This is a genomic window from Algoriphagus alkaliphilus (genome assembly GCF_900103735.1).
Taxonomy (GTDB): Bacteria; Bacteroidota; Bacteroidia; order Cytophagales; family Cyclobacteriaceae; genus Algoriphagus; species Algoriphagus alkaliphilus.
This window is the reverse complement of record NZ_FMXE01000002.1, coordinates 307037-321190: the sequence shown is the minus strand read 5'-3', so window position 1 is coordinate 321190 and position 14154 is coordinate 307037. Positions and strand designations below refer to the sequence as shown.

Genomic DNA, 14154 nt, shown 5'->3' with positions numbered 1-14154 from the left:
CTTCCTTTACCTGCCCCAAATTAAATTTGGGGTATCTAAATATTTGGATTAACAGAGCCCTGAAGGGGCGACCTAAATTGTAATTTTTATTAAAGATCGTGCCTTCAGCACTCTGAAACCTGATTCCATCTTGTTTACCCAGAATTGAATTCAGGGCTTTTACAGAGCGTGCCGTTAGCACTTGGCCTCCTTCATAATATTTTTCCCAATCATCGGTTCAAATCGCTGAAAGCGAGTCCTGTACAAGCCCCAAATATCCGGCCTAACCAGAGCCCTGAAGGGGCGATTTATATTAAATTTTTCATTTCAGGTCTTACCTTAAGCACTCTAATATCTACTCCTATAGTATTTACCTAGAATTGAATTTTGGTCTATTATAGAGTGTGCCGTTGGCATTTATGCTCCTTTTGAATGTTAAATCCAAGCGCTGAAGGCGCGCTCAGTATCAGCCCCAAATTCAATTTGGGGTATCCAATTGTACGAACTAACCAGAGCCCTGAAGGGGCGATCTGTTTGGTAACGAGTCTTTAAATCAATTCAGAACATGTCCACATCTTATCCCTCAATAATCCGATTCTTCACAGCCTTTTGTACCGCTTCCAGCTTGCTGTGCACTTGGAGTTTTTGGTAGATATTTTCCAGATGCTTCCGGACAGTTTTCGGAGAAATGAATAGATTTTCTCCAATCTGATTGTAATTGAGGCCTTTCGAGGTTTGTTCTAAAATCTCGATTTCTCGGGTTGTCAAGGAAATTTCTTCTCTCTTCTCCTCAAAATGCGGGGGATTTCTCAGCAGTTTCAAAGTTTTCAAAGCAATGGAGGGAGTCATCGCCGCTCCTCCATCCAAGGTGTCCCGTATTCCCTGATATAATGTCGGCGGATCTACTTCTTTGAGAAAATATCCGTTTGCCCCGGCCTGAATTGCCCGAAAAATATTTTCGTCGTTGTCGAAAACGGTCAACATGATGATTTTAATCTGAGGATATTTTTGAGAGATTTTTTCCACTGTCTCAATCCCGTTCAGCTTAGGCATCTCGATATCCATGAGGATCAAATGGACATTTGAATCTTTTTCCAGTTTTTCCAAAAGCTCCAGGCCGTTAAACCCATGGCTCTTCACTTCGATTTCTGGATAAATACCGAGCTTGTCCAGAATGGCTTTCAACAAAAAGCTGTTGTCCTCGGCAATGGCGATTTTTATAGACATAAGGTTGGTAAAAAATGAAAATACTCAAACCCAAAATAAAAAAACGGCTTTCATCTTCCCAAGAGACAAAATCCGTTTAAAAAAAGTTTTTATGCTTTAATAAATTTCTTCCAAAATTTGAGCAAGCCTGACGCTAGCCGCAATCATACGTTCTTCGGCAATACTGTAATTGTCATACATGTACTGATAACTGATGCGCTTATTCTCCGGAAGGTTATACACCATCGGGCGATAACTGACCGCTTCCTTGAGCCAATCCTCCATGGTTGCAGATCGGTATGTTGCTTTCATCTCCGGAGAAAGTCTTCGATACAGCTCATTGCCGATTTCAGTGTAACTCATGCCCTGACGATCGATCATACCACTATCCCAAAGCGCATGAAGATTTGTGGGCTGATTGAAAAACTCGATCTTTACATCATTTCCACCCTTATCATCACCTGTGCCCACGTGAAGCGGCTGATGGATATCCTCCACCATGTGAATCAGCATTTTTAGTTTTTCGGCTTCAGTTTTTGGATCCAGTCCACCTGCTTTTAATTCCTTCTTGATTCGCTGGATCGCCTCAAAAGCATCTCCCCCTTTTTCTTGTGTTGATGGGTCATATTCTCCGTTTTTGGAGTTTAAGTAATGCCAGGTAGTCGCAAAATCATAAGATCGGTCAGACCTGATTTCGTCCATCCAAGTCCCACTTCGTCCCAAAGACATCGGATAGAGAATTCTTTCGACTTTCTTTCGGGTAGATTTTTTCAATTGCTTTTCGGCCATATAGCCGATCAAGTAGTGCCCAATCTGACCCCAAGCAAATGCCTGAGAAATCATCAAACTAAACAGGAGGGTGAGCGTAATCGATTTGAAGTATTTCATTTTTTGGTAATTAAAAAAACGAAGGTAAGCCTTCGCCAGTCAACGTAAGTTAGGTAAAGATTTTCCTTTGGACAGCTCGGAGACAGCTAACCAAGCCATCAACCCGGCACCGATTTCCAGCGCATCTTCCTCGATATCAAAGGTAGGAGTATGAACTCCGGAGATGATTCCCCGGGCTTCGTTTCGGGTACCTAGTCGGTAGAAGCATCCGTCAATCTCCTGAGAATAGAAAGCGAAATCTTCTGCTGCCATCCAAATATCCAAGTCCAACACATTTTCTTCTCCCAGATATTCTCTGGCTGCATCCATCGATCGGGCGGTCAATTCCGGTTCATTTTTAAGAAAAGGGTAACCTTTCCGAATTTCGAAATCAAGTTGACCTCCCATCCCTTCCACAATACCACGCGCAATTTGAAGCATTTTTTCGTGGGCTTTTGACCTCCATGCCTCATCCAAGGTCCTGAAAGTTCCCTGAATTTTGACTTCGTTAGGTATCACATTGGTTGCGCCTAGCGCTTCCACACGGCCAAAGGAAAGAACAGAAGGAATTTTAGGATTGGCTACTCGGCTGACGATCTGCTGTAGCGCGACGATCATGTGAGATGCAATCAATACTGGATCAATAAAAGTTTCCGGCATGGCACCATGTCCACCCTTTCCATTCACTGTGATATAGAGTTCATCGGTACTTGCCATATACAATCCGGGCCGAAATCCAACTTTCCCGGCAGGAATAAATGGCATGACGTGTTGACCTAAGATTCCGTCTGGTCGGGGATTTTGAAGCACTCCGTCCTTAATCATCAAAGAGGCTCCACCAGGCACCAATTCCTCTCCAGGTTGAAAAATAAGCTTGATCGTTCCTTCAAACTGATCCTTTATTTCATGAAGAATTTTCGCCGCACCCAATAGTGAGGCCGTATGGGCATCATGTCCACAGGCATGCATCACCCCAAGATTTTTGGATTTATAGGGAACATCATTTGCTTCGATAATCGGCAAAGCGTCCATATCTGCGCGAAGGGCAATGACTTTTTTATCTGGATTTTTGCCTTTTATTAAAGCACTCCAGCCTGTTGTCGCTTTTTTGTCAATTTCAGTAATCCCGATTTCCTTCAGTTTTGTCTCCACAAATTCCGCAGTCTTGAATTCCTTGAAAGAAAGTTCAGGATTCGCATGTAGGTGACGACGGTTGGAAATTACTTCTTCTTTGTAGGCCTTTGCCAACGATTTAATCTGGGATAGGAGCATTTTGATTGGATGATGGAGTCATGTATTCCTTCCGCTGAAATCTGTCCTGGATAATGCGCGCGGATGGAAATTGTCCTTTTAATCGCGAGAAGACTTTTTGGGCTTCAATTTTAAAGGTAAACTGACCTACTTTGACAAAATACCTGGGTTGTTCATACTGCATTTCGGACGTAAGATCTGAAAAGTAAATCCTCAGATCATCCTGGGTTTTGAAGGCTTGATTTCGGTCAATTCCAGAAAAAACCAGCACAGTGTATCCGTTAAAATGCGCTTCAGACCGATTCTTTTGAGCAAATCTTCGTTGAACTTCATCCAGATCTGTATCGACAGCCCGAACCGATGTGGGTGAACTGGAACTGGAAACATCGACAGTTGCAGTACGATAGTCAGGAAATTGCGGTAAAGATCCACTTAGGTCTTCTTGATAGCTGGAATAAGCAACTGCTCCGCCATCAGAGGAAGGTCTGATAATTTTACAACCACAAATTAAAGCGAAAAGCCCAACTATCCAGATTTTTCTCATTTCATGTGTTTATTTTTTGTTTTTTAAAGGCCACATGGAATCTCGCATGAGAGATAATCATTCCTCTGTGTGACACTGCAGGGTCATGCTTGATTTCATCTTAGTTATCAATAAGGACACATTTACCATCTGCTAGGTCTTGCTCGACACTTTTAAATTTTACATCCGTCTTCTTAGTGCCGTCCGTGTATTGAACGGCAACTTTATCATTCCTGCCAAAAGTCTTTTCAACCTTTCTTGGGGCAACTACCTGTGGGGCTGGTCTGCCGGATTGAGCGGCAATAGCTGCAGCCCGATTAGCACCCGGGTTCAAAGAGCTTGCCACATCTGCTTTTGAGGTTTGAAGCTTTGGCTCAGGTGCACGGTAAGTTTGTGCCTGCTGAACTTGTGCAGGGTCTTGTTTTGGCAGATCCGCACGGGAAAGGAAGGAAACCATGTCCTCATTCAGCTTGCCTATAAAACGCTTGAACATTTCGAAAGCTTCAAACTTGTAGATCAAAAGGGGATCTTTTTGCTCATAAACAGCATTTTGAACAGACTGTTTCAGATCATCCATGTCTCGGAGATGCTCTTTCCAATTTTGGTCAATTATGGCCAATGAGACGTTCTTTTCGATCGATCTGATCAGCTCCCTACCTTCAGTTTGAATGGTTGTATCCAGATTACAAACCACCCCAATCTGCTTGAGTCCATCGGAGATTGGCACCATTATATCCTTAACTGTGGCACCTCGCTCCTCCTGTACTCTTTTGAAAATCGGAAGAGCAGTCTCGCTGATTATCCTGTTTTTCTTTAGGTAATTTTCAAAAGCTACTGTGTACAGCTCCTGCGTCAATTTACCGGTATCTTTAGACTTAAGGTCATTCTCAGAAATCTGGTAATCCACTCCAAGTGTGGTGAAAATGTTCATTCTGAGGTTTTCCGGATCCTCTGTCGATTTACCCATTTCAATTAGGCTTTCGCACACATCGAAGAGAATGTTTAGAATATCGAGCTCCAGTCTGTCCCCCTTCAGGGCGTTTCTTCTCCGCTTGTAGACCACTTCACGCTGCGAGTTCATCACATCGTCATATTCCAATAGTCGCTTACGGGTCCCAAAGTTGTTTTCCTCCACTTTACGCTGAGCGCGCTCAATGGACTTGGTGATCATGCTGTGCTGAATCACTTCGCCCTCTTCGAGTCCCATGCGGTCCATCAATTTGGCGATACGCTCGGATCCGAAAAGTCGCATCAGACTATCCTCCAACGAAACAAAAAACTGAGACGACCCTACATCTCCCTGACGACCGGAACGACCACGAAGCTGACGGTCGACACGACGCGACTCATGTCGCTCGGTACCGATGATTGCCAATCCCCCTGCTGCCCGGGACTCCGGAGACAATTTAATGTCTGTACCTCGCCCTGCCATGTTGGTAGCTATGGTCACAGTTCCTGATTTTCCGGCTTCAGCTACAATATCCGCCTCTCTGGCGTGCTGTTTTGCATTCAGTACCTGATGTGGAATTTTTTTCAAAGTCAGCATTCGGCTGAGTACTTCGGAGATTTCCACCGAAGTAGTACCCACCAAAACAGGTCTTCCGGCAGCAACTAGTTTATTTATTTCATCCGTGACAGCATTGAACTTTTCCCGAACGGTTTTGTAAACCATGTCCTCACTGTCCTTTCTTACAATGGCCCTGTTGGTCGGAATTACGACCACGTCAAGCTTGTAAATTTCCCAAAATTCCCCTGCCTCAGTCTCCGCCGTACCGGTCATACCGGCTAGCTTATGGTACATTCTGAAGTAGTTCTGGAGTGTAATCGTAGCATAGGTCTGCGTCGCATCCTCTACTTTTACATTCTCTTTGGCTTCGATCGCCTGATGCAAACCGTCAGAATAACGGCGCCCTTCCATCACACGGCCTGTTTGCTCGTCTACGATTTTGATTTTCCCCTCGACAATGATGTATTCTGTGTCCCGCTCAAACATGCAATATGCTTTCAGAAGCTGGTTTACAGTGTGTATACGCTGCGCTTTTACCCCGTAATCTTTGATCACTTCTTCCTTTCGAATCAGCTTTTCTTTATCATCGATTTCGGTTGATTTTTCCAATTCAGCAATCTCTACTCCAATATCCGGAAGGATAAAGAAGCTTGGATTCTCATTTTTGGTAGTCATGGTCTCGATCCCACGATCGGTGAGATCAACCACATTCGTTTTCTCCTCAATGGTAAACAAAAGCGGGTCATCCGCTTCCGGCATATTTCGCTTGTTGTCCTGGAGGTAAAAGTTTTCAGTTTTCTGAAGAATTACCCGGATCCCCGGTTCTGAAAGATATTTGATCAAAGGCTTATACTTGGGCATTCCTCGAAAAGCCCTAAAAAGTGACAGACCGCCTTCCTTTTCATTTCCTTCAGAAATTAATTTTTTGGCATTGGACAAAAATCCCTGGACCAACTTCCGCTGCTCATCCACCAAAGCAGCCACACGGGGTTTCATGTCATCAAATTCATGCACATCTCCACGCGGTACCGGGCCTGAAATAATCAATGGTGTCCTTGCATCATCAATCAATACGGAGTCAACTTCGTCGACCATGGCAAAATGGTGCTTGCCCTGAACCAAATCTCCAGCCTCGCGGGCCATGTTATCTCTCAGGTAATCAAAGCCAAACTCGTTGTTGGTTCCATAGACAATATCTGAAGCATACGCCTTCTTTCTGCCCGGTGAATTTGGCTGGTATTTATCAATGCAATCCACGGTCAATCCGTGGAATTCAAAAAGTGGGGCATTCCATTCGGAGTCACGCTTGGCGAGGTAATCGTTGACCGTTACGATATGAACTCCACGTCCTGCAAGGGCATTTAAGAAAGCGGGGAGTGTTGAAACCAAGGTCTTTCCTTCACCGGTCGCCATTTCGGCAATTTTCCCTTTGTGAAGCACCATCCCACCTATAAGCTGCACATCATAGTGCACCATGTCCCAAATGACTTCGGTACCGGCAGCCAACCACCTGTTGTGCCAAGTTGCCTCATCGCCTTGGATTTCTACATTTTTCTTGATCACTGCCAGTTCACGGTCCCGCATGGAGGCCGTCACTACGAGTTTTCCGTTTTCCTTAAATCTTCTGGCTGTTTCCTTTACTACAGCAAAGGCCTGTGGTAACACCTCTTCAAGAACTTTTTCAAGTTCCTCATCGCGTTCCTTTTCCAGTTTATCTATTTCATTGAAAAGTTGATCCTTTTCATGAATAGATTGCGTGGGTAAAGCATCAATTTGAACTCTGATCTCCGCAATTTTATCATCAATTGGCTTCAGCCTGTCATTGATAATTCCTTTGATTTCCTGAGTTTTACTTCTCAATTGATCGTCACTCAGTCCTTTCAACGCCTCAAATGCCAGGTTGATCGTGGTGACTTTTGGAAGGAGTTCTTTAATATCTCTGTCGGATTTGGTGCCAAAAACTTTGGCCAGTCCCTTTGCAATAAAATCTAGCATGTCTTTCTATAAATTCCCGATTGGGGGCTTAAAAATAAGCCGTTTTTGTTAGAATTGATAATACGTCTTCAATCAGACCTCTTGCCTGAAAAAAAGATTTAGATTGTAATTTTTCCCGAGAAAACTTGCACTGCCGGTCCGATAAGCCAGATTTTGCTGAAACTTCCATCAGGATTAGACTGAAATTTGACAGAAAGTTTTCCCCCGGGAGTACTGATTTTAACATGATTTTGCCCATTTTGAGAGCCATAAACTAAAGCTGCCGCGGTAACTCCTGTCCCACAGGAAAGAGTTTCGTCCTCAACTCCTCTTTCATAGGTACGAACGAATACTTCGTCATTTGCTAAAGGCTGGACAAAATTCACATTCGTGCCTCCTGGAGAATATGCGGCATCGAACCTTACAGTTCTTCCTTCTTCAAAAACCGGATATTCGACTACTTTTTCCACAAATCGGATATGATGGGGGGAACCGGTATTTACAAAGAAATCGCCCAATTTGGCATCAATTCCTTTCACGTCACCCATTAGCAATTCTACTTGATCATTGACCAAAACAGCCTCGTGTGGGCCATCTATGGCCAGAAATTTGGTTTTTTGGCCCACAATTCCCAAAAATGCCGAGAAAGCTGCTGCACAGCGGGCACCGTTTCCGCACATGCTTTGACTTCCATCAGCATTGAAGTAGATCATTTCAAAATCAAAGTCCGGATGATTCCGAATGGCAATCAATCCATCTGCCCCGATCCCAAACCTACGGTCACAAAGCCTACTGACCTGATCAAGATTTTGAAGATCAAAAGATTCGTCACGATCATCGATCATAACAAAATCATTTCCTGTGCCCTGATATTTATAAAAGGTGATATCCATGAAATGTTAAATTCATCGGCTATTTGTCAAAAACTCAACCAAGGAGCTAATGGACTGTAAACTTAACCATCTTGACACAAAATCTGACTTAATGTCTGATCCTCAATTTCAAAAAAGTCATATTATGCCTAGTTTCCTTACTCCAAATTAGAACTCAACAGACCATTATCAGGTTTAACAGCTATGAAAGCACCAGATAAGATCAATTCGCGAAGAGAATTTTTAGCTAGTACCACCAAAGCAGGGCTTGTAGTGGGGATGGTAGGAACAGGGATATTAGCAAGCTCCTGCACCTCAGCAAAAGGAACTTCTGCCGGAATTTTTTTAACCGGATTTGCCCAAACTCCCTTAGCCTATGATTATACGGCACTGCAGCCGCATATAGATGCCAAGACTATGGAAATCCACTACACCAAACATGCAGCAGCTTATGCCTCAAACCTAGTTGATGCTGCAAAAGAAGAAGGTGTAGATACATCCAAGCCTCTGGAAAATGTTCTCGCTAACATCTCCAAATATTCGGTAAAGATGCGAAACAACGGCGGGGGACATTACAATCATGAGCTATTCTGGAGCATCATGGCTCCTAATGCCGGAGGAAAACCTCAAGGAAAGCTTATGAATGCCATTACTTCATCTTTTGGAAGCTATGATAATTTTGTGACCCAATTTGAAACTGCCGCCAAAACCCGATTCGGATCAGGATGGGCGTGGCTTGTTGTACAGTCAGGTAGCAAATTGGTGGTGAGTTCCACTCCAAATCAGGATAATCCACTAATGGATCTGGCCGAAATAAAGGGTATTCCTATTTTAGGACTTGATGTTTGGGAACATGCTTATTATTTGAATTATCAAAACAGAAGACCGGATTATGTATCTGCTTTTTGGAAATTGGTCAACTGGGGTGCAGTAGCTGGGCGATTCGAAAAATCAGTGAAAACAGTCGATTTATAAATTTTTGAATATCAAGGAAGTCACAAGGCTTCCTTTTATTATTTCTAGCCCATACTATTAAAAGTCTAAAGGATTGCATCCTTTTTTTTTAGCAAAAAGCCCATATTTATCCAAAGTCAGCTTCTTTTTGGCAGTTGGCATTCCAATTGTATTAGCGCCTTCGAAATCAAATTACAGTTCTATGAAAAAAGTATTGAAAAAGTTCGCACTGTTGAGTTTAATGTTAACCAGTGGATTCTATCTAAGTTCATGTGGAGAAAAAGATGATGATGTAATCACTGATCCTCAAACGCAAGCTAAAATGACAGCTACAGCTTCCACTTCAACCTCAACCTTAAGCAATGCAAGGGTGACTATAGGGGCTTTCACTGTAAGCAACTTCACAGTTGGAACACAAAATGTTGAGATGAAGTATTTTGCAAAGGCAGATTTGAGCGCAGGCATTAGTCTTGGAAATCTAAAATCAAAAACTATCCTAAATGCTGGTCTTCAAAAAACTGCTTCTGCTAAAAAGTCCAATGTTATCATATCCGCTGGCAAATCCCAATTTAGTCTAATAGGTGAGGGAAATACACCAGAAGGAAACTATACCGAGGCCACATTCAAACTTTATAAAAATACCGAAGCTACAGCCAACGATCCCATGTTTCAAAAATCCATTTTGATCACTGGCCAGATCAACGGAAAACTGAGTCAGTTTTGGACAGAATCCGAAAAAGTCATCAAAGCAGCCTCTAAAACCTCAGTAGGGGTGGAAGTGAATCAAAATTCAGAAGTTGTGTTGGTTTTTGAAATGGACAAACTCTTTGCAGGCATTGACTTCGCAACTGCAAAAGATTCAAATGGAGATGGAAGGATTGAAATCAGCCCAATCAGCCCAGATGGAAATGCGGCCATTTTTTCTAAGATAGAAAGCAATTTGGAAACTGCAGTAAGTCTGAGAAGAAGGTAAAAAGCTTTTATTATAGAATGAAAAAGGCCGGAAAATCCGGTCTTTTTCATTTATTTCAGGCTAAAATCACACCAGCTCATTCCATGCAAGATCCTAAGTCACTTACCTCGGTAGCGCTTTTTCACGAAACTTTTAAACACCCTGTCCTTCCTAAGCCAACAATTCCTTCAGAAACCAGATGTAATCTTCGCATTTCTCTTTTGGCAGAAGAGCTGAAGGAATTGGAAGAAGCGATTGATAATAAGGATCTTGTGGAGATAGCCGATGCACTATGTGACCTTCAATACGTTCTGTCTGGAGCAATTCTGGAGTTTGGTTTGGGCGAAAAATTCAAAGCCCTTTTTGACGAAGTGCAGCGCTCCAACATGAGTAAGGCTTGCAGTACAGAAGAAGAAGCCATGGCCACAGTCAAACATTATGAGGACAAAGGCACTCCTTGTTTCTATGAAAAAGAAGGAGATTTATACCTTGTTTTTCGCGAAGGAGATCACAAGACGCTTAAGTCTGTTGGTTATTCACCTGCAGATTTGAAGGGAATTTTGGAGAATTAAAAAAGACAAGCAAATGTAATTCGCGATTTAAATTGACTATCCCTAAAATTCAAAAAGCCCCGCATTCCTGCGAGGCTTTTTTCAATTGTACCAGGAGCGGGAATCGAACCCGCACGGGATTGCTCCCACAAGATTTTAAGTCTTGTCTGTTATGGTTTCATATGGCTCTAAATGTGGCCTTTTGAGGGAATATAGGCACTTTTTATTCCAGCTCAAGACAGATAAAATCAAGAAAAACCGCCATTTGTTGTACCTATGTTGTACCTAAATGTTGTAACTTTGGGAAAGAGGCCCAAACTCTTTTCCTTATGGCAACCATCAAAGCAGTACTCAGACCAAAGCCAAACGCCCAAGGGCAATACCCGATTGCGATCCGTATCACAAAAGACCGCCAATCAACCTATATTTTCACAGGGCAGTATTTGGCCGATAAAGACTGGGACAAAGGTAAAGCCTGTGTCAAAAAGTCACATCCAAACTCAGCCAGGCTGAATAATCTCATCTTAAGCAAACTGGCTGAGGCGAATGACAAGGTAATAGAACTGGAAACCCAGAAAAAAGGATCAAGCGCCAAATCCATAAAGAAATCTGTTGCGGGTGAAAAAGAAGGGACATTCCTCAAGCAAGCTCAAATCTATCTGGACAATCTCAAGAAATCTGGAAAATACAACCGCCATAATAATGACAGTCCTAAGATCGAACGGGTCAAAGAGTTTGCAGGAGGGGATATTGCTTTTAGCGATATTACGGTTCCATTCTTAAGGAACTTCCAAGCCTGGATGAAAGGCACACGGCAAATCACCGAACGCACCGTGGTCAATCATTTGGTTATTGTCCGATCTATCTATAATCAAGCTATCCAAGCGGGAGCGGCTGATTTGAAAAACTATCCGTTTGGCAAAGGCAAAATCAGTATCAAGTTTCCTGACAGTAAGAAGGTCGGAATGACTAAAGAGGAGATTGCCATGCTTGAAACCGCCGATCTCCCAAATATAGGACAGCACCACGCCCGTAATATTTACCTGATTTCCTATTACTTTGCTGGAATGCGTGTGTCTGACGTACTGCGTATGAAATGGTCAGATTTCCAAAATGGAAGACTGTATTACACCATGGGTAAGAACAGTAAGACGGATAGCCTCAAGGTTCCTGAAAAGGCGCTGGCATTAATCGACCAATACAAAAATGACACTTCACAACATGATCTTGTGTTCCCGTTTCTCAAAACCCTGCCTGATCTTAAGGATGAATTTGAAGTTCAGAAATACATCAAGGTCAAGGTTCGCAGTATCAATACCTATCTGAAGACCATCGCCACCGATCTTAAGATAAATAAGAAACTGACCATGCACGTCTCACGGCACAGCTTTGCCCAAGTATCGGCTGATAAAATTCCAGTGCAAATCCTGCAAAAGCTGTATAGGCACTCCAATATCACCACGACCATTGGCTACCAGTCCAATTTCTCCAATAAGGACATGGATGATGCTTTGAATAAGGTTTTGCAATGAAATTTTATTGCCCCACTCGGATCAAGTGCGTATGATGTTGGAAACTTTTTAAGGATTGGATCATGTGGGGCTATATCGCCGTTTTTTATCTTGGTTTAATGGTGGGCTATTTTGTGTGCGCTGTTGCAAGGAACTGGCGCATTCAGGGAGAAAACAATAATCCTGATGATTTCAAGCCTTAAACCTTTCAATACAATTCTGATAGCTGAGTAATGCTCACATGAAAATTTCTGTAAAATCTAAAAATGTCTTACTGACCCTTATTGGTATAGGGTTGTTTTTTGCATTCTCTAACCTTTACCCTGAGCAGATCAATGAAGTATCAGGGAAGGTGGTCGCCGTACAAGATGGGGATACGGTAACAATTCTTACGGATGAAAATAAAAACATTAAAGTCCGTCTTTCCCAAATTGATGCACCGGAAAAGAATCAACCCTTCGGACAAAAATCAAAACAGATCTTATCTGATTTGGTCTACTTAAAAGAAGTGTCCGTCATTGAGGATGATGTTGACCGCTATGGTCGAGTTGTCGCGACACTTTACTTGAATGACCATGATATTAATGCCCAAATGGTTCAAAAGGGTGCTGCTTGGGTTTATACGGAATATGTGTATGACCACAATCTGTATTTACTCCAAGATGAGGCAAAGCTGGAAAAAAGAGGATTATGGGCTTTACCTGAAAAGGATCAAATTCCACCTTGGAAATGGCGTAAAAAGAAAAAACCAACTAAGCCGACCTTGGAGTAATAAAAGATATTTCTTCACAGTTTGAAAAATCAGACAAGTCGATTTTTGCACCAAAAAAGATGATTTTTTCTAGGTTGGATTCAAGATTTTGAAGATTAAACTTCTTGGAGTATAAATCCAACTTATCTTTTCTGTTCATAGCATTATCCTCAAGATCAAAATCTAAGTGCATTAAAAGCTTTTTTCCACTTTCGGTAGCAGAAACAGCCAGTATCGTTTTGTCTTGATTTAAATCATAAAATTTTTTCAAATAGAGAAACGCAGTATATAATAAGTATCCAGAAAAAATTTCTGAGGTGACTATTTAGTGTCATACAATCGAGGGGATAACTAGTTTATCTGCTGAAACCATCCTTTTTATCAAGTTGTGGAATATGGTTTCCTTAGACTGAGACCTATTAATTCGGTAAGAATATTCATTCATGTATCTTTCAATGTGCTTTTTGCTTACCCAGGAGTAGGTCGTTCTGATCCATGATTTGACTTGATGGATCAGGTTGTGTAATGCGATGAAATTGAGACCAAACTTACTTGGGATTTGACTGATTGAATACTCTTCTGCTATGGGACGATATCCTTTCCATTCGTCGGTGGTAACCTGAGCCTCTTTTGAGATATGCCTTTCGAAGATCGGGCGCAATGATTTGGCTGAAAAATCCTTGATTTGTAAGGCATAAAACCGCTTCACTTTCCCCGAATCAGTCAATTCAACTGCACAGACCACCTTTTTCTTCTTTCCTCCGTACCCTCTACCTACATGTCCTGTTTCTTTGCCGCCAACTACAAATTCATCGACATGCACTGTCCCAGTAAGGGGTTGGGATTCACTGGATTTCATTGCCTCACGCACTTTGTGCATAAACATTCTGGCTGTTTGAGGGCGAACAGTATACCGTTTAGCTACCTGCAGAGCAGAAAGACTTTTGGTAGTAGTTGCCATTTCAAAACAGATGTAAAACGCCTTCAAAAGACCAAATTTGACTTTGTGGAACAAGGTGTCTGCACTGGGGCTTTCGGTATCACTGCACTTGTTGCAGGTTCTGGAAAAGTCTTTGCGGATTTGACTGCCCTTGTGGCCGCACTTCCTGCATGTAAATCCCTTATCCCACTTCAGTTCACTCAGGTATTTTTTACAATCTTCTTCGGTTTTGAAGCGTTGAGTAAACTCTATGAGGCTCTGTCCTTTATAAATGTCCATTTTCTGTGTCTGATGATAGATAAAGATATGAAATTAA

At 42.4% G+C, this 14154-nt stretch carries 13 protein-coding genes and 1 tRNA gene; 5 read left to right on the top strand and 9 right to left on the bottom strand.

All coding sequences use genetic code 11. The annotated features are described in order from the left end of the window. Positions 1-555: 555 nt before the first annotated feature. From BLQ81_RS01450 to dapF, 6 genes are all read right to left on the bottom strand, one after another. A complete protein-coding gene (locus BLQ81_RS01450; RefSeq protein WP_092728164.1) occupies positions 556-1206 on the bottom strand; it encodes a response regulator in 651 nt (216 codons plus the stop codon). Between the two features lie 96 nt (positions 1207-1302). Next, positions 1303-2073: a S1/P1 nuclease gene (locus BLQ81_RS01445; RefSeq protein ID WP_092728163.1), complete on the bottom strand. Its 771-nt coding sequence runs from the start codon at positions 2071-2073 to the stop codon at positions 1303-1305. Between the two features lie 39 nt (positions 2074-2112). Then, entirely contained in the window at positions 2113-3324 is a 1212-nt protein-coding gene (locus tag BLQ81_RS01440) for a M20 metallopeptidase family protein (protein WP_092728162.1), read from the bottom strand. Continuing rightward, the gene (locus BLQ81_RS01435) at positions 3305-3847 is read right to left on the bottom strand and encodes a hypothetical protein (protein WP_092728161.1); all 543 of its coding nucleotides are present in this window, start codon (positions 3845-3847) and stop codon (positions 3305-3307) included. The genes BLQ81_RS01440 and BLQ81_RS01435 overlap by 20 nt, the downstream gene beginning before the upstream one ends. 100 nt (positions 3848-3947) lie before the next feature. Then, positions 3948-7328, bottom strand: a complete 3381-nt coding sequence (gene secA, locus BLQ81_RS01430; RefSeq protein WP_092728160.1) for a preprotein translocase subunit SecA — start codon at positions 7326-7328, stop codon at positions 3948-3950. Positions 7329-7426: 98 nt separating this feature from the next. Further along, on the bottom strand, positions 7427-8200 hold the full coding sequence (dapF, locus tag BLQ81_RS01425; RefSeq protein WP_092728159.1) for a diaminopimelate epimerase: 774 nt from the start codon (positions 8198-8200) through the stop codon (positions 7427-7429). A gap of 183 nt (positions 8201-8383) precedes the next feature. On the opposite strand from dapF, the gene BLQ81_RS01420 reads away from it, so the two are divergent. The 3 genes from BLQ81_RS01420 to BLQ81_RS01410 all read left to right on the top strand — a co-directional run bounded on the left by BLQ81_RS01420 (position 8384) and on the right by BLQ81_RS01410 (position 10657). After that, positions 8384-9154, top strand: coding sequence for a superoxide dismutase (locus BLQ81_RS01420; protein ID WP_092728158.1), 771 nt, complete (start codon positions 8384-8386; stop codon positions 9152-9154). Positions 9155-9335: 181 nt separating this feature from the next. Beyond that, the gene (locus BLQ81_RS01415) at positions 9336-10106 is read left to right on the top strand and encodes a hypothetical protein (RefSeq protein ID WP_245693119.1); all 771 of its coding nucleotides are present in this window, start codon (positions 9336-9338) and stop codon (positions 10104-10106) included. Between the two features lie 83 nt (positions 10107-10189). Beyond that, positions 10190-10657 carry a pyrophosphohydrolase domain-containing protein gene (locus BLQ81_RS01410; protein ID WP_092728196.1) on the top strand — a complete coding sequence of 156 codons (468 nt, stop codon included), beginning with the start codon at positions 10190-10192 and terminating at the stop codon, positions 10655-10657. Positions 10658-10745: 88 nt separating this feature from the next. Here BLQ81_RS01410 and BLQ81_RS22160 read toward each other — a convergent pair. After that, positions 10746-10823 (bottom strand) — tRNA-Leu (locus BLQ81_RS22160). A gap of 142 nt (positions 10824-10965) precedes the next feature. Here BLQ81_RS22160 and BLQ81_RS01405 point away from each other — a divergent pair. Next, on the top strand, positions 10966-12168 hold the full coding sequence (locus tag BLQ81_RS01405; protein ID WP_092728157.1) for a site-specific integrase: 1203 nt from the start codon (positions 10966-10968) through the stop codon (positions 12166-12168). Positions 12169-12388: 220 nt separating this feature from the next. Beyond that, entirely contained in the window at positions 12389-12919 is a 531-nt protein-coding gene (locus BLQ81_RS01400) for a thermonuclease family protein (protein WP_092728156.1), read from the top strand. On the opposite strand, the gene BLQ81_RS01395 is transcribed toward BLQ81_RS01400, so the two are convergent. Beyond that, positions 12900-13169: a hypothetical protein gene (locus BLQ81_RS01395; RefSeq protein WP_092728155.1), complete on the bottom strand. Its 270-nt coding sequence runs from the start codon at positions 13167-13169 to the stop codon at positions 12900-12902. The genes BLQ81_RS01400 and BLQ81_RS01395 overlap by 20 nt on opposite strands. A gap of 60 nt (positions 13170-13229) precedes the next feature. After that, on the bottom strand, positions 13230-14117 hold the full coding sequence (locus BLQ81_RS01390) for an IS1595-like element ISAal1 family transposase (RefSeq protein ID WP_086558003.1): 888 nt from the start codon (positions 14115-14117) through the stop codon (positions 13230-13232). Between the last annotated feature and the right edge of the window lie 37 nt (positions 14118-14154).